The following is a 14,354-nucleotide window of genomic DNA, read 5'->3' on the forward strand; positions in this document are numbered from 1 at the left end:
TCGTGGTCGGCCGCGCCGACGACGGCACCGTCGAGGCCCTTGAGCACGAGTCCGCGCCGCTCTGGTGCGTGCAGTGGCACCCGGAGGACGCGGGCTCGCGAGGCACCGTGCTCACGGACCTGCTCGAGGCGGCGCTCGCCGCGACCGCTACTTGATCGACCCGCGCATCACTCCGCTGACCACCCAGCGCTGCGCGAAGAGGTACACGATCAGCAGCGGCGCCATCGCCATCAGGTAGGACGCGAAGGCGACGGTGTAGTTCGTGTTGAACTGCCCCTGGAAGACGTACTCGGCCAGCGGCAGGGTGCGGGCGGACGGGTCCGAGAGCACCACGAGCGGCAGGATGAAGTCGTTCCACGCCCACACGCAGGTCAGGATCCCGACGGTCGCGTTCATCGGGCCGAGCAGCGGGAAGATCACCTGCCAGTAGGTCCGCCAGGTCGAGGCGCCGTCGGTGCGCGCCGCCTCCTCGAGCTCGATCGGGATCGAGCGGATGAAGGCGGTGTAGATGAACGTGTTGATCGAGAGCCCGAACACGGCGTAGAGCAGGATCAGCCCGGCCTGGTTGTCCAGGCCCAGCAGGGCCGTCTCCTTCACCACCGGCAGCATGATGATCGGGAACGGCACGAAGACCGCGGCGAGCAGGTAGAAGTAGACGCCCTTGAAGAACGGCCTGTGCATGTTCCGGGCGACCGCGTAGGCGACCATCGAGTTCGAGAACAGCGTCAGCACGACGGCTCCGACCGTGATCAGCGCGGTGTTCACGAAGGCCTGCGGGAAGCGGGTCGCCGTCCACGCCTCGGCGAAGTTGCCCCACGAGATCGAGGTCGGCAGCTCGAACCCGGTGCCGCCGAGCTGGTCGGGCGTCTTCAGCGCGGTCACGACGGCGAAGTAGAGCGGCAGGAGGATCGTCAGCGAGCAGACCGCGATGAGCGCGGTCGCCCACCAGTTGATCCGGTAGGTGTCGCGGGAGGGCCGGCGCCGCCCCTCGGGCTCGCCGAGGGCGATCGCGGTCGTGGGGGTGATGGTCGATGTCATCAGAACGACGCCTCTCTGCGGCTGAGGACTCGGAACTGGATCAGCGAGACCACGATGATGATGAGGAAGTAGAGGACGGCGTTGGCCGTCTGATAGGCGTACTCGCCGCCCTGGAAGCCGCCGCGGTAGATCAGCAGCGTGATCGACTCCGTCGAGGTGCCGGGACCGCCGTTGGTGAGGGCGATGATGTGGTCGAACACCTGGAGGAAGTTCTTCATCGAGATGACCATGTTGATCGTGAAGAAGGAGGCGATCAGCGGGAACGTGATCGAGGTGAACTGCCGCCACCTCCCCGCTCCGTCGAGCGAGGTCGCCTCGTAGAGCTCGCCCGGGATCGTCTGGAGTCCGGCGAGGTAGATGATGATCGAGAAGGCCGAGGCCTGCCAGACCGCCAGCACCACGATCGCCACCCACGCCCAGTCGGCGTTCGCGAGGATGTTCTCGCCGATCACCGGGATCGCGCCGAGGATCTGCGGCAGCGAGTTCGCGAAGAGGTACTGGAACACGTAGCCGATGACCAGGGTCGAGAGCACGTAGGGGATGAAGTAGATCCCGCGGAACGCCGTCTGGAACCTGATCCGCGCGTTGAGGGCGACGGCGATGGCGAGCGAGATCACGTTCACCAGCACGGTCGCCACGATCGCGAAGCCGAAGGTGAACCCGTAGGCCTTCCAGACGCGGTCGTCCTGGAGGAGCGCGAGGTAGTTCGAGGCGCCGATCAGATCCCACGAGCCGTAGCCCGCGTAGTCCGTGAAGCTGAAGAAGATTCCGGTGAGGACCGGGACCGTGTGGAGCACGAAGAAGAGCAGGACGGCGGGGACCGTCATCCAGTAGAAGGTCTTCGAGGTGCGGCCGATGGTGCGCTTGCGGCGCGCGGGCGGCGGAGGAGTGGTCGCCACCGCCTGCGCGGCGGCCGTCGTGGTCGTGGTCATGGGGTCACTTCCTGGTCGTGCGTGCCGCGACTTTGCGCCACTCACTGTCGAGGGTCCGGAGCGCCGCGTCGGCGTCCCCGCTGGCGAGGAACGCCTGGAGCGTGGGGTTGAGCGGGATGCTCGCGGGGATCTGGTGGTCGACGAAGCCGATCAGCCGTCCCTGCTCGAAGTAGGGCTGCAGCTCGGCCAGCGTGGGGTCCGAGTTGGGTGCGGCGCCGACCAGCGGCGAGAAGGCGGCCTGGCTCGCGACGTACGGCTCGACGACTCCGGGGGTCAGCAGGAAGTCGACGAAGCGGCGGGCCGCGTCGAGCTTCGGAGTGCCGCGGCCGATGGCGACGGCCACGTCGACGCCCGAGGTGACCCGCGTGTCCGCCGGGTCGTCGAGCACCGGGTAGGGGAAGACGCCGAGGTCGATGTCCGGGTTGTTCGTGCGCACCGGGTTGATCGCCCAGATGCCCTGCGGGTACATGGCCGCCTCGCCCGCGGCGAAGGCCTGGTTGCCGTCGTCGTAGCCGCGGCCGAACGAGCCCTCCTGCGTGTACGAGAAGAGCTGCCCGAGCCGCTCCATCGTCGTCGCGTAGTCCTTCGAGAACGAGACGGGGGAGTCGGGGCCGAGCGCCGCTCCCTCCTCGCGCATCGCGTCGAAGAAGCCGTCCGGCTGCAGCTGCCCGCCGAGCGCGTTGAAGGCGGGGGCGCCGGTCCAGTTGTCGAGCAGGGCGCCGTAGAAGGGAGTGATCCCGGCGGCGGTGAGCGTCTCGCAGACGGCGATCAGCTCGTCCCAGGTGGTCGGCACCTCGATCCCGTTCTCGGCGAAGATCGTGCGGTTGTAGAGGATCCCGTCCGCGTTGTTCGCGAAGGCGAGCGCGTTCACCTCCTTCCCCTCGAAGCTGCCGAGGGCGGCGAGGATGTCGAGGGCCGCCGGGTTCACCCGCTCGACCAGCTCGTCGCCGGTGAAGTCGTGGAACACGCCGGCCTTCGCGAGGTCGGCGTAGTAGCCGCTGCCGTTCAGGGTCAGCACGTCCGGCACCTTGTCCTTGACGAGCAGGGTGCGGATGGCCGTGTCGGGGTCGGGCACGTTGTTGGCGATGACCCGGATGTCCGGGTTGGCCGCCTCGAACTCGCGGATGATCCGCGCGAAGTCCTCCACCGCCTCCGCCTTGAACTGGAAGAAGTCGAGCGTGGTCACTCCGTCGCCGGCGCCGGGGGAGGCGCAGGAGGCGAGGGCGGCGGCGGACGCCGCGGCGAGCGGCACCGAGAGGAACAGCCGCCGGGAGAACCCGGGGGGATGCGGATGAGCGGACATGCGGCGCCTCCTTGCGCGTGGGGACAGGTCTCAGGGCGCGCTCGACCGCGGAGGGCGGTGCGAGAGCAGGTGCGGCGGCCGTGGAGCGGGTCGGCTCCGGAGCCGGGAGGGCGGGTCAGAGGGCGGTGAGCACGAGCACGACGAGCTGCTCCGGATCGAGGACGGGGGCCTGGAGCCCGACAGTGCCCAGTACGCGGCCGCGGAGCGCGGTCCCGTGCTCGGCCCAGCCGAGCGGCGACTGCCCGGGGCCGCCGAGCGGCGACGTGACTGGGGCGAGCGCTACGGAGTAGGTGCGCTCCGGGTCCAGGCCCGGGAGCGTGATCCGTCCGGGCGGGTAGGTCTCGCCGGTGCGCAGCTGGGTGAAGGTGAAGAGGGCGGCGGAGCGGTCGGCGGCGACGACTCCGGAGAGCGAGGCGGCGTCGTCGGCGAGGTCGGCGCGCACGACCGTCCCGGTGTGCAGCAGCGCCCGGTGCTCGCGGTGGAAGGCGACCCAGGCGGTCAGCTCCTCCTCGACGGCGGGGGCGAGATCCGAGACGTCCCACTCGATGCCGAGGTGGCCGGGCAGCGCGGTGCCGGCGCGGAAGGCGAGCGAGTGGGTGCGCTGCGTCGAGTGCGACCGCGGCCCTCCGATGTGCTGCCCCATCAGCTCGGGCGGCACCACCAGTTGGGTGAAGGGCTGGATGGTCTGCCGCTCGAGCGGGTCGATGCAGTCGCTCGTCCAGATGCGGTCGGTGCGGGCGAGGATCCCGAGGTCGACGCGGGCGCCCCCGGAGGCGCACGACTCGATCTCGACGCCGGGATGCCGGGACCGCAGCTCGTCGAGCAGGCGGTAGAGCGCGAGCACGTTCTCGTGGACGGCGGAGCGACCGGTGGCGGGCGAGACCGCCTCGATCACGTCGCGGTTGTGGTCCCACTTGAGGTACGCGATCGGGTACTCGATCAGCAGCGCGTCGAGGGCGTCGAGCACGTGCTCGAACGCGCCGCGCTGCGAGAGATCGAGCACCTGCTGCTGCCGCCCCGAGGCCGGGAGATGGCCGGCCGGGCCGAGGATCCACTCCGGGTGCGCGCGGGCCAGGTCGGAGTCGGGGCTGATCATCTCGGGCTCCACCCAGAGGCCGAACTGCATGCCCAGGCCGGTGACGACGTCCGTCAGCGGGGTGAGGCCCTCCGGCCAGACCGCGGGATCGACGGTCCAGTCGCCGAGCGCGGCGGTGTCGTCGCGGCGGCCGAGGAACCAGCCGTCGTCGAGCACGAAGCGCTCGACCCCGATCCGCGCGGCCCGCTCGGCGAGGGCGGTGAGGCGAGCGAGGTCGTGGTCGAAGTAGACGGCCTCCCAGGTGTTGAGGGTGACGGGCCGCGGAGCGACGGGGTGCTGCGGGCGGGCGCGGAGCGACGCGTGGAACCGGGCCTGCAGAGCGCTGAGCCCGTCGCCCCAGGAGCCGTAGGCGACCGGGGTCTCGTAGCTCTCGCCCTGCGCGAGCTCGATCTCGGCGGGCCGCAGCAGCTCGCCGGCCGCGAGGAGCGAGACGCCCTCGACGGTGCGCTCGGCGCGGAGCGAGGTGTCGCCGCTCCAGCCCAGGTGGACGCCGTGCACGAGCCCGCGCTCCCAGCCGAAGCCGGGCGTGCCCGCGGCGAGGAGGAGGGTCGCGTCGGCGCCGGGGCGGCCGCGGCGGGTGCGGCGTGTGTGCTCGCCGATGGTCAGCGGGCGGCGCTGCGGGTGGCGCTCGCGGAGGTGGTGCCCGGTGGTGTCGAGGATCTCGCGCGCGGTCGCGGGGAGCGGGAAGCCGAGCTCGAAGCGCTCGAGGCGGAACGGGCGGGCGTCGAGGTTCTCGACCCGGGCGCGCTGGGTGAGCAGGCCGGCCGCGTCGACCTCGAGGTCCACGGTCAGCCGGACGCCCGCGCCAGTGGCGACGGTCCGGAGGGCGGAGCCGAGCGCCTCGATGCTCTCGACCTCGAAGCGCTCCGACGCGGCCGCGCGCTCGTGGGTGCCCTCGAAGGTGGGGGCGTGCTGCCAGCCGTCGGCCTCGACGGCGACGAGGCCGAACGGCGCGAAGGCGTCGAGCCCGCCCGAGACGCGCTGGGGGAGGGCGGCGTCTGCCAGGGCGGATAGTTCGGCGGCGGAAAGATCTCCGAGCGCGGCGCCCCAGTGCACGATAGTGGGGAAGGTGACGAGGCGGGCGTCGACGACGACGCTGGTGCCCCCGTCCTGCAAGTGGAAGAGGCGCGATTCCCGGCCGGAGAGGGTCACGGAGTCGTTCGTGGGGGCGATGCTGCGGTGCATGGCTTATTTCTAGAGCAGAAGTAATAGGGGTGTCAAGAGCGGCGCGAGTGGCCGGATCTGTTCCTGGGGCGGCGCGCTACCGGTAGCTTTCTACCAGGCCGGAAAGAAGGAGCCCCGTGACCGACACCATCGTCGCCGAGGACGCCTCCGGGAGCTCCTCCGAGCTCCTGGCGCGCGAGGTCCTGATCCACGGTCCCGTCTCGCGGGCCGAGCTCGGCCGCCGCCTCGGCCTCTCGCCCGCCAGCCTGACCCGGCTCGCGCGCCCGTTCCTCGACGGCGGCCTGGTCGTCGAGGGCCCCGAGCAGAGCACCGGAGTCGGCCGCCCCGCCCGCCCGCTCGACATCCGCGCCGACGCGCTGAGCTTCGCGGGCGTGAAGATCACCGGCACCGAGGTCCTCGCCGTCCGCACCGACCTGCGCGCGCGCACCGAGCGGGAGCTGGTCCGCCCGCTGCCGGGCACGGAGCCCGCCGACGTGATCGCCGCGATCGTCTCGGTCGTCGACGAGCTCGGCGGCCCCTCCGCCTTCGCCGGCCTGGGCGTGACGCTCGGCGGGAGCATCGCCGCCGACGGCCGGGTGAGCCGCGCGCCGTTCCTCGGCTGGCGCGACGTCGACCTCGCCGCTCCGCTCTCCGCTGCCCTCGGGCTGCCGGTCGCCCTCGAGAACGACGTGGTCGCGCTCACGGGAGCCGAGCACTGGTTCGGGCGAGGCCGCGGCATCCCGCACTTCGCGGTGCTCACCGTCGGCGCGGGCGTGGGCTACGGACTGGTGGTGCACGACCGGGTGGTCGCGCCCCCGGAGGCGGGGCTCGGCCTGGGCGGCCACTACCCGCTGGATCCCACCGGGCCCGTCTGCGAGGCCGGCCACCGCGGCTGCTCGACCGCGATGCTCAGCCTGCCCTCGCTCCTCCGCCAGCTCTTCGTCGCCACCGGCCGCGAGCTGACCCTGGCCGAGGGCTTCGCCGCCGCTCGCGCGGGCGACCCCGGTGCCGAGCGCATCCTCGCCGACTCCGGCAACGCGCTCGGGACGATGATCGCCGCGATCGGCAACCTCTCGATGTCCGGCACGGTGATCCTGGCCGGGGAGGGTGTCGCCCTCTACTCGGAGCAGGCCGCGGTGGTGGACGCCGCGATCGCGGCCACGCGCGACCCGGACGCTCCGCCCCTGGCGCTGCTCGTCGACGACGGCGGGCTCGTGGAGTGGGCGCGCGGCGCGGCGGCCGTCGCGATCCAGCGGCTGCTGCCGCGGATCGCGCTCGGGACGCTGGGGTAGCGGGGCTCCGCGGCGCGCGGGTGCTCGGGGTGCCGGGTCTCCGCGCCCAGTGGGCCGTCGGCACGCTCGCCCGGCGGGTCTCAGCGCCGCGGAGGCTCGGGATGTCGGCCCGGCGGGTGTCCGCTCCGGGCGGGTACCGGGACGCCGGCCTCGCGGGCTAGACGCCGAGCGCCGAGCCGGGCAGGTCGCTCTGCAGGCCGTCGACGATCCGGCCGAACGCCGCGATCGCCTGGTCGTCGCCGAGACGGCCGGAGTCGACTCCTCCGGCGATGCGCAGGACCTCGGTCCGGCGCTCCGCCCGCTCCACCGCGTCGAGCCCGGAGGCCCCGATCGCTGCGGATGCGCGCACTCGCGCGACGATCGTGCCGACGTGCCATCTGCCGCGTGCCATCTGTCTCCTCCTGAAATCCCCGCCTCTCTTCGGAGCGGACGCACACCCGGATGGGTGCGCGTCCCCGGGTCCTCACCCCCTGTCGCTCCGGCGATGCGTCACGAACGGTTGTCATCCGGCCGCCGTGGCGACCGTTCGTGACGCATCGATCGAGCCGGGGGTGCCGGAGCGCCCGCTCGCGGAGAGGGGGCCGGGGCGCCAGACTGACGGCGAGCGGAGGGAGGCACGATGCGACGCCTCCGCGCCCTCGCCGCCGCGCTGCTCCTCCTGCCCGCCCTCGCGGCCTGCGCGCCGGCAGGCGCGACAGGCGCCCCGAGCGGCACCGCGGCGGCCACCGCGGCTGCGATCACCGCCACCCCGGCTCAGGCCACCCCCGATCCGGCCCGCTCCTCCGCCCCGGCTCCCGGGGTCACCGTCTCCGTCCAGCAGAACCGCTCCGACATCGCCGGCGGCACCATGGCCTTCGAGGTCCACAACGGCAGCGGCGTCCCGATCGAGGTCACCGCGGCCCGCCTCACGGACCCGCGCCTCGCCGCCCCGCTCACCTGGACCGGCGGCACGGGCGTCCCCGACGGGACCTCGCGAGACCTCCGCGTCGACCTGCCCGAGCCCGCCTGCCCTGCCGCGGAGGCGCCCGCTGCGCTCGAGGTCGTCCTCGCCATCGACGGCCACGGCGAGCGCGCGTACCCCGCCGACGACCCGTTCTCGTTCGTCGACGCTCTCGCCCGGTCCGGATGCTTCGCCCGCACCGTCGACGCCGACCTCGCCCTGCGGATCGACACGTCCGGAGGCGCCGCGCACGAGCCGGCGCGCCTCACCATCACCGCCGACGTCCGGGGCACCCCCCTCGTGCTCCGCAGCGTCGACGCCACGATCCTGCTGCAGCCGCCCGACGCCGCCGACGCCTGGACCCTCGACCGCTCCGTGCCCGCCGGGACCCTCGACTCCGTGGTCCTGGACGCCGTCCCCACCCGCTGCGACACCCACGCGCTCGCCGAGGACAAGGTCGGCACCCGCCTGCCGATGACCGTCGAGACCGCGGGCCGGCAGGGCACCGTCGTCGTCGCCGCGACCCCCGAGCAGAAGGGCGAGCTCTACGCGTTCATCACCGCGTACTGCTCGTCCTGAGCAGGGGTGGCGGGCGGTCCGGGGACGCGGACGTCGGCGCCGCGGACGCGTCTCGCCGTCCACCTCGGCCGTCACTCGCCGCCGCTCGCCCGCATCGGCAGGTTGCGCCGTCGGCCGCGCCGAGCCGGTCCCGCCCGCCGTGGGACGAGCCCGGCCTGCCCCGCCCGGCTCGGCTCGGCTCAGCCCGCTCGACTCAGCTCAGCCCGGTTCAGCGCCCCGCTCCGCTGTGCGCGCCCCAGCCGCGCCCGTCCGTTTCACGCCGGCGCCGTGCTCAGCGCCTGCAGCCCCGTCACCCGCAGCAGGTCGAGCCGCGCCTCGTCCTCGCTGCCCGGCGCCACCGTGTAGACGACGATCCGCAGGTCGGTGCCCGGAGCCGTGAGCACGTCGCAGTCGATCGTGATCGGTCCGACGGGCGTCCGCGTCACCGTCTTCCGGCTCGCGCGGTGCTCGGCGATGCGCGCCTCCGCCCAGCGCCGCTCGAACTCGGGCGACTCCTCGCGCAGCCGGGCGACGAGGGCGGCGAGCGCCGGATCGCGCGGGTAGCGCCCGGTCGCCGCGCGCAGGTCGGCCGCGAGGTCGCTCGCGAAGTCCTCCTCGTGCTGCGCGTCGAACTCGGTGCCCGCGTGGCCCGAGGTGAAGTGCCGCCAGACGAGGTTCCGCTCCAGCCCGGTGAACACCGAGGGGTCGCCGTTGAGGGCGGCCCAGAGCGGGTTCCACAGCAGGATGTCGTGGGCCGCCGTGAACACCGCGAGCGGCACGTCGCCCAGGCGGTCGACGATCCGCTGCACGCCCGGGCTCACGTGCTGCGGCACGACGCCCGGCGAGGGGACGGCGGCGCCAGCGACCCGGTAGAGGTGGTCGCGCTCGCTGTCCGTGAGCCGGAGCGCCACCGCGAGAGAGCGGAGCATCGACGGCGACGGGTTCCGTGCGCGTCCCTGCTCGAGCCGCACGAGGTAGTCGACGCTCACGCCCGAGAGCGCCGCCAGCTCCTCGCGGCGCAGGCCCGTGGCGCGGCGGCCCGAGCCCGCGGGCAGGCCGACGTCGGCGGGACGGATGCGGTCGCGCCACGAGCGCAGCACCGTGGCGAACTCCTCCATGCCGCCCATCCTCCTCCGCCCGCCGTCGCCGAGCCAGGTACTGCCGGTCCCCCCGTCGAGCGCGGCCTGGTCGAGGCCCGACCACCCGCGCAGGATGGGCCCATGACCACGACACTCATCACCGGAGCGAACCGCTCCCTCGGCCTCGAGACCGCCCGCCGACTCCTCGAGGCGGGCCACACCGTCTACGCCGGCATGCGCGACACCGCCGACGGCGACGCCGCCCGCGCGCTCGGCGCTCACCCCGTCCGCCTCGACGTCACCGATCAGGCGAGCGTCCACTCCGCGATCGCCTCCCTGCCCGGGCTCGACGTGCTCGTCAACAACGCCGGCGTGCTCGGCACCTCGTTCGGCGTCGACGACCTCACCCCGGAGGCGATGGCGGGCGTCCTCGAGACGAACGTCGTCGGCATCGTCCTCGTCACACAGGCCGCGCTCCCGCTGCTGCGGGCCTCCGCGGCCCCGGTCGTCGTGAACGTGGCGTCCGGAGTCGGCTGGCCGCGCTGGCTGAGCACCGAGGGCCACGACGAGTTCCCCGTCACCGCGATCCCCTACGCGGCGTCGAAGGCGGCGGTCGTCGCGCTCACCGTGCAGTACGCGAAGAACCTGCCGGCGATGCGGATCAACGCGAGCGACCCCGGATACACCGCGACCGACTTCAACGGACACGGCGGGCACCAGACCGTCACCGAGGGCACGGACGCGACCGTCGCGCTCGCCCTGCTCGGCTCCGACGGGCCGACGGGCGAGTTCCACGACCGGCGCGGGCGCATCGAGTACTGAGCGGCGGGGAGGGCGGGCGCGACCGGCCGGACACCGGCCCGGACCCGGCAGGCGTCCACGTGCCCGTTCGAGGAGCCGCTGCCCCGAGCGCGGCGTGCGTCCACGTGCCCGTTCGAGAAGATCCCGGCCCGACCCTACGTGCGTCCGCGCACGCCCGAGACGCGGTGAGGTCCCCGAACCCGCCCTCGGCGCACCGGCCAGCACATGGTGATGAGGTGTCCTGTCTGCGCGGTCACCGGTCCTCGGTGCTGGGCTGTGAGTGACGGCCGGAGCCGGGACGCTGCCCACCGCGTGACAGAGGGCCGGATGAACCGCCGGCCCGACGGTGCGTGCTCGCTCCGGTGCGCCTACCGACTCACCGCGTCTCGTGTCAGCTCTGCAGCTCGACCCCCCAGTTCGTCCTCTGGACGTCGGCGTCGAGCCCGCGCAGCTCGCGCGCCACGGCGTCGGCCTGCTCGCGCAGCTCCCGCACCGGCAGCGCGGGCAGGCGGCGCAGCTCGCTCCGGAGCTGGCGGTAGCCGCGCTCGCCGGCGGCCGCGTCGGCCGCGCGGGTCAGGAGGCTGTGCCGGGCGCGCAGGGCCTCGCGCCGGGCGAGCGCCGCGGTCAGCACCTCTCCGGTGGGAGTGGTGGCCGTCGCGTTGGTGAGGTTGATCGCCGTGACCAGCCGCTCGAGCTCGCCCAGTGCGCGCGTGCAGTCGGCGAGCAGCTCGGCCGGGTCCTCGGTCGGCTCCTCCCCCTCCTGGTAGGAGGCGTTCGCGACGATCCGCGACTGGAGGGCCTCGATCCGCTTCTGCAGGTCGGCCCGCTCGAGGAGTGCTTCGGCGAGAGTCATGCGACCAGGCAAGCACACATCGACGCGACCCGCGCCCCTAGGCTGCGACCGTGCCGCTGCAGAACCATCCCGGAGACGTCGAGTTCCCCGTCCGACCCCGGCTGCGCTACGCGCGGGCGGCCGATGCGCACCGGCGCGGTCAGGGCGCCGGACGCCGCGCGCTCCTGGTGACCGCCTTCGCGGCTCCGGTGGGCCTGGTCGGCTTCGCGTGGGGGCTCGCGCTCGGCGGCGGCGAGAGCGTCGTCGCGTTCACGGCGTTCGCGTTCGCTCTGGCCTTCGGGCTGCTCGCCGCCACGGTCGGCTTCCAGCAGTGGGATGCGCGCGCGCCGCGCCGCGAGCAGCTCGCCTACCTCGGCGCGGCCGGCTCGCCGACCCCGTCCCTCCGCCAGCAGCAGCTGCTCGCGCTCGACGCGGTCAGCGACTTCTCGTTCGCCGGCTGGAACTCCTCCCTCGCGTTCCAGCCCTCCTGGGCCGAGCTCCCGGAGGAGCTGCGGCGCCGCTACGCCGACGGAGCGAAGGGAGCGCCGTGGCAGCAGCTGCCGCTGCATCCGCTCGTCGAGCACCGGGTCGCGCTCGACCGCGACTTCCGCATCGCCTCGGCCGACGACGTCGAGCTGCTGGTCGCCGACGTGCTCACCCGCGGGCCGCTCTCGACCCGCTTCGCCGAGGTCTCGGCCTCCGGCGACGCGGAGCGGATGCGCTCCCGGGTCGCCGCGCTCACGGGCGGCAGCGAGTTCCACCTCCTCGAGCTCGCTCAGGCGGTCGACGGGCGTCCGCCGCTGCTCCTGCTCGCGGGCGACGCCGAGCGCACGATCGGCGCGATCCGCTACGCCTACGTCGCCGGCTACCTCCCGACGGCACGGGCCTGGGAGCTGCTGGCCGCGGTCGGCGACCGCGTCTTCGAGCGCTACTCCGGCTGGGACGCCTACTGGGCCGACGCGGCCCTCGCGATCGCCTTCCGCACCGACTCGCTCGGCGCCGTGCAGCACCACCACCGTCTGCGCGCGGAGCTCGCGGCCTCGGGGTGGCCGGCGGCGTCGGTGCCGTACCCGGGCTGAGCGCGGGGCGGCTGCGGAGACGGTGCGACCGAGCTGGAGCGTCCGGACCGGAGGCGTGCTCCCGCGCGGTGACCTCCCTCGCCCACGGGGCTGTCGACGCGGAGAGAGCTGCGGCCCCGGCGTCAGCCCAGCTTCGAGGCGGGCACCGTCTCGAGGTGGAGCAGGTCGCGGCGCAGGCGCTGCGAGCGGACGTAGCTGCTCAGCACGTGCTCGGGCGAGGGCGGGGAGTCGCTCCCGCCGAGGAGGGCGCGCGCGGTCGTGAGGCGTGCGCGGCGGATCTCGTCGAACACGGTGGTGCCGTTCCGCGCGAAGGTGCGCTGCAGCGTCCGCTTCGGGACGCCGAGGCGCTCGCAGATCTCCTGGACCGAGAGGCGGGGGTCGGTGGACATCGCGGCGATCAGGGCGAGGGCGCGCGTGTAGACGTCCTCGCTGCTCTCGCGCGGCAGCGAGGTCGCCAGCACAGCGCCCGCCAGCTGCTCGACGGCGGCCCGCACCAGGGGGAAGGCGGGGGAGTCGGCGTCGAGGGTGGAGCCGAAGGTCGCGTTGACGGTCGAGAGCAGGATTCCGCGGCTGGCCGCGTCGGCCTCGGTGACGACGGCGCCACGGTCGGCCGAGTCGACCAGGCCCAGCAGCGGGCGGTCGAGGGCGATCTCGGTGCGGGCGCTCGGGGTGTCGGTCACGATCGTGAACGGGGAGTCGCAGTGGAGGAAGGCGATGTCACCCGGCGCGACGCGGACCTCGAGCGCCGCCGGATCGTCCGGCTGGATCACGAGCGCGCCCTCGAGCGGGATGATCAGGCGGACGCCCGGGCCGGCGGCGGAGGTGCGGTGCAGGCGGGCCGGCGAGTGCCAGATCCGGAGCACGTCGACGCCGTCGCTGCAGAGGGTGTCGGCCACGATGCGGAACGCGCCGTTCGCGCGGACGTCGACGCCGCTCTGCGCCAGCCACGCGGCCGCCGCCGTGTCCCGGCGGGACACCCCGCGATCGACGATCGGTCGGCTGCCTTCTGCGATTCCCCTCACGGCGGAGTCCTTTCCTCTGGCGCGTCCTCCGTACGACGCGATCCCTCTACCCTGGCCGATCCGGCCCGGTGGTGAGAAGTCTTCATGCGATCGCATCGTCGCTCACCTCCACCGCAAGGTGTCGGATCCCGCCATCGGGGGACGGAACCTGACCTCGGGAGTGCGCCTCGGATCGACGTGGACCTCGAGCGCGGCGACGTCGGTGAAGGGCCGGTCGTCGCTCGTGCGGCCCCGCAGCACGATGGAGTGGCGGAGCGTCCGGGGCGCCCGCAGCGGCGTGATCGTGTAGTGCGCGACGGCCACGAACCCCGCTCCCGGGGCGACCCGCTCGGGCCGGCCGACGACGGTGACCGGGGCCTCGTCGTAGTCGAGCTCGGCGCCCGAGCCGTCGGTGAAGGAGCCGCAGAACAGGGCGAGGTCGTGCAGGGCGGAGGTGCCGGAGTTGTGGAACTGCATCCAGAAGGTGATCACGGCGACGGAGCCGCACGCGGGCGCGAGCCGCACCGCGCTGCCGTCGAGGACGAGGTGCGGAGGCGCATCGAGCGTCGGAGCTCCGAGCATCAGCCGCGCCGCCTGACGCCCGCCGCCGGTGCGGCCACCGGTTCCGCTGCGCGTCCCGCCAGCTGCAGGAGGCCGCACGCGGCGACCACTCCGACGAGGGCGGCCGCCCAGCTCAGGTCCTGCTGGTCGAACTCCCGGAGGTGCGCCGGGACGCCCGTGAATCCGAGGATCCCCTGGGCCGCGGCGACGGTGGCGAAGGCGAGCATCGCGGCCGTGGCGGCGACCGCGGCCGGGGCGGGCGGGTCGCCCTCCGAGTCCTGGGCGAAGCGGCGGACGGCGTGCGCGAGGGCGAGTGCGCAGAGGGCTGCGGCGACGAGGGCGGCCGCGGTGTAGGCCGGGCCGGCGGCCAGGAGGAGGAGGGCGCCGACGACGACCCGCAGGCAGGCCGGGAGGACACCGGGAGCGCTGCATCCGCGCGCGCCCGGGCCTCCGCCGAGGGCCGCGGCGAGGGCGCGGGACTCCTCGAGGCGCCTCCGGACGCCATGAGGACCGGCGGCGCGGAGCAGGGCGGTCGCGCCCGAGGCGAGCAGCGCGACGCCGACGAGCAGGGGGAAGACGAGGGCTGCGGCGGGCAGGGCGGGGGCGGCGGTGACCAGGAGGGCGAGCGCTCCGAGGACGACGCCGCGCCGGGGCAGTCCCAGCTCGGCGGCCCCGGCC

14 protein-coding genes and 1 pseudogene are annotated in these 14,354 nt (G+C 74.0%); 5 read left to right on the forward strand and 10 right to left on the reverse strand.

What is annotated here, in order from left to right; all coding sequences use genetic code 11:
- Positions 1–2 precede the first annotated feature (2 nt).
- Entirely contained in the window at positions 3–155 is a 153-nt protein-coding gene (locus tag C5D09_RS17285; protein WP_258067036.1) for a gamma-glutamyl-gamma-aminobutyrate hydrolase family protein, read from the forward strand.
- Here C5D09_RS17285 and C5D09_RS16270 read toward each other — a convergent pair.
- The 4 genes from C5D09_RS16270 to C5D09_RS16285 all read right to left on the reverse strand — a co-directional run bounded on the left by C5D09_RS16270 (position 148) and on the right by C5D09_RS16285 (position 5,554).
- The gene (locus tag C5D09_RS16270; protein WP_347877594.1) at positions 148–1,038 is read right to left on the reverse strand and encodes a carbohydrate ABC transporter permease; all 891 of its coding nucleotides are present in this window, start codon (positions 1,036–1,038) and stop codon (positions 148–150) included. The two genes, C5D09_RS17285 and C5D09_RS16270, sit on opposite strands and share 8 nt — an antisense overlap.
- Entirely contained in the window at positions 1,038–1,970 is a 933-nt protein-coding gene (locus C5D09_RS16275) for a carbohydrate ABC transporter permease (protein WP_104269769.1), read from the reverse strand. Before C5D09_RS16275 ends, C5D09_RS16270 begins: the two co-directional genes overlap by 1 nt.
- Positions 1,971–1,974: 4 nt before the next feature.
- A complete protein-coding gene (locus C5D09_RS16280; protein ID WP_104224030.1) occupies positions 1,975–3,273 on the reverse strand; it encodes an ABC transporter substrate-binding protein in 1,299 nt (432 codons plus the stop codon).
- 115 nt (positions 3,274–3,388) lie between these two features.
- The gene (locus C5D09_RS16285; RefSeq protein ID WP_104269770.1) at positions 3,389–5,554 is read right to left on the reverse strand and encodes an alpha-galactosidase; all 2,166 of its coding nucleotides are present in this window, start codon (positions 5,552–5,554) and stop codon (positions 3,389–3,391) included.
- Between the two features lie 116 nt (positions 5,555–5,670).
- On the opposite strand from C5D09_RS16285, the gene C5D09_RS16290 reads away from it, so the two are divergent.
- On the forward strand, positions 5,671–6,825 hold the full coding sequence (locus C5D09_RS16290; protein ID WP_104260513.1) for an ROK family transcriptional regulator: 1,155 nt from the start codon (positions 5,671–5,673) through the stop codon (positions 6,823–6,825).
- Positions 6,826–6,982: 157 nt separating this feature from the next.
- On the opposite strand, the gene C5D09_RS16295 is transcribed toward C5D09_RS16290, so the two are convergent.
- On the reverse strand, positions 6,983–7,216 hold the full coding sequence (locus C5D09_RS16295; RefSeq protein ID WP_104269771.1) for a hypothetical protein: 234 nt from the start codon (positions 7,214–7,216) through the stop codon (positions 6,983–6,985).
- A gap of 228 nt (positions 7,217–7,444) precedes the next feature.
- Here C5D09_RS16295 and C5D09_RS16300 point away from each other — a divergent pair, with 228 nt between their 5' ends.
- Entirely contained in the window at positions 7,445–8,344 is a 900-nt protein-coding gene (locus C5D09_RS16300) for a hypothetical protein (RefSeq protein ID WP_104269772.1), read from the forward strand.
- Positions 8,345–8,598: 254 nt separating this feature from the next.
- Here the strand turns inward: C5D09_RS16300 and C5D09_RS16305 are convergent, their stop codons facing one another.
- Complete coding sequence (locus C5D09_RS16305) at positions 8,599–9,441, reverse strand: helix-turn-helix transcriptional regulator (protein WP_104269773.1); 843 nt, start codon at positions 9,439–9,441, stop codon at positions 8,599–8,601.
- Between the two features lie 102 nt (positions 9,442–9,543).
- Here C5D09_RS16305 and C5D09_RS16310 point away from each other — a divergent pair, with 102 nt between their 5' ends.
- Complete coding sequence (locus C5D09_RS16310) at positions 9,544–10,224, forward strand: SDR family NAD(P)-dependent oxidoreductase (RefSeq protein ID WP_104269774.1); 681 nt, start codon at positions 9,544–9,546, stop codon at positions 10,222–10,224.
- Positions 10,225–10,594: 370 nt separating this feature from the next.
- Here the strand turns inward: C5D09_RS16310 and C5D09_RS16315 are convergent, their stop codons facing one another.
- Positions 10,595–11,056 (reverse strand): DIP1984 family protein, encoded by a 462-nt coding sequence (locus C5D09_RS16315; RefSeq protein WP_104224023.1) that lies wholly within the window; start codon positions 11,054–11,056, stop codon positions 10,595–10,597.
- A gap of 50 nt (positions 11,057–11,106) precedes the next feature.
- Between C5D09_RS16315 and C5D09_RS16320 the strand changes: the two genes are divergently transcribed.
- Positions 11,107–12,114 (forward strand): DUF1266 domain-containing protein, encoded by a 1,008-nt coding sequence (locus C5D09_RS16320; protein ID WP_104269775.1) that lies wholly within the window; start codon positions 11,107–11,109, stop codon positions 12,112–12,114.
- A gap of 122 nt (positions 12,115–12,236) precedes the next feature.
- On the opposite strand, the gene C5D09_RS16325 is transcribed toward C5D09_RS16320, so the two are convergent.
- The 3 genes and pseudogenes from C5D09_RS16325 to C5D09_RS17630 all read right to left on the reverse strand — a co-directional run.
- On the reverse strand, positions 12,237–13,091 hold the full coding sequence (locus C5D09_RS16325; protein WP_181027279.1) for a helix-turn-helix domain-containing protein: 855 nt from the start codon (positions 13,089–13,091) through the stop codon (positions 12,237–12,239).
- 147 nt (positions 13,092–13,238) lie between these two features.
- On the reverse strand, positions 13,239–13,697 hold the full coding sequence (locus C5D09_RS16330; RefSeq protein WP_104269776.1) for a hypothetical protein: 459 nt from the start codon (positions 13,695–13,697) through the stop codon (positions 13,239–13,241).
- Positions 13,697–14,354, reverse strand: a pseudogene (locus C5D09_RS17630) (hypothetical protein); the annotation flags it as partial. The gene C5D09_RS16330 and the pseudogene C5D09_RS17630, both read right to left, overlap by 1 nt.

Origin of the sequence: Rathayibacter sp. AY1C9 (assembly GCF_002932315.1) — a bacterium.
GTDB lineage: Bacteria > Actinomycetota > Actinomycetes > Actinomycetales > Microbacteriaceae > Rathayibacter.

Bases quoted from the DNA above. Each gene is read 5' to 3' on its own strand.
- C5D09_RS16310 (WP_104269774.1), top strand. From the start codon at position 9,544: ATGACCACGACACTCATCACCGGAGCGAACCGCTCCCTCGGCCTCGAG.
- C5D09_RS16280 (WP_104224030.1), bottom strand. From the start codon at position 3,273: ATGTCCGCTCATCCGCATCCCCCCGGGTTCTCCCGGCGGCTGTTCCTC.
- C5D09_RS16270 (WP_347877594.1), bottom strand. From the start codon at position 1,038: ATGACATCGACCATCACCCCCACGACCGCGATCGCCCTCGGCGAGCCC.
- C5D09_RS16285 (WP_104269770.1), bottom strand. From the start codon at position 5,554: ATGCACCGCAGCATCGCCCCCACGAACGACTCCGTGACCCTCTCCGGC.
- C5D09_RS16305 (WP_104269773.1), bottom strand. From the start codon at position 9,441: ATGGAGGAGTTCGCCACGGTGCTGCGCTCGTGGCGCGACCGCATCCGT.
- C5D09_RS16295 (WP_104269771.1), bottom strand. From the start codon at position 7,216: ATGGCACGCGGCAGATGGCACGTCGGCACGATCGTCGCGCGAGTGCGC.
- C5D09_RS16330 (WP_104269776.1), bottom strand. From the start codon at position 13,697: ATGCTCGGAGCTCCGACGCTCGATGCGCCTCCGCACCTCGTCCTCGAC.
- C5D09_RS16275 (WP_104269769.1), bottom strand. From the start codon at position 1,970: ATGACCACGACCACGACGGCCGCCGCGCAGGCGGTGGCGACCACTCCT.
- C5D09_RS16315 (WP_104224023.1), bottom strand. From the start codon at position 11,056: ATGACTCTCGCCGAAGCACTCCTCGAGCGGGCCGACCTGCAGAAGCGG.
- C5D09_RS16300 (WP_104269772.1), top strand. From the start codon at position 7,445: ATGCGACGCCTCCGCGCCCTCGCCGCCGCGCTGCTCCTCCTGCCCGCC.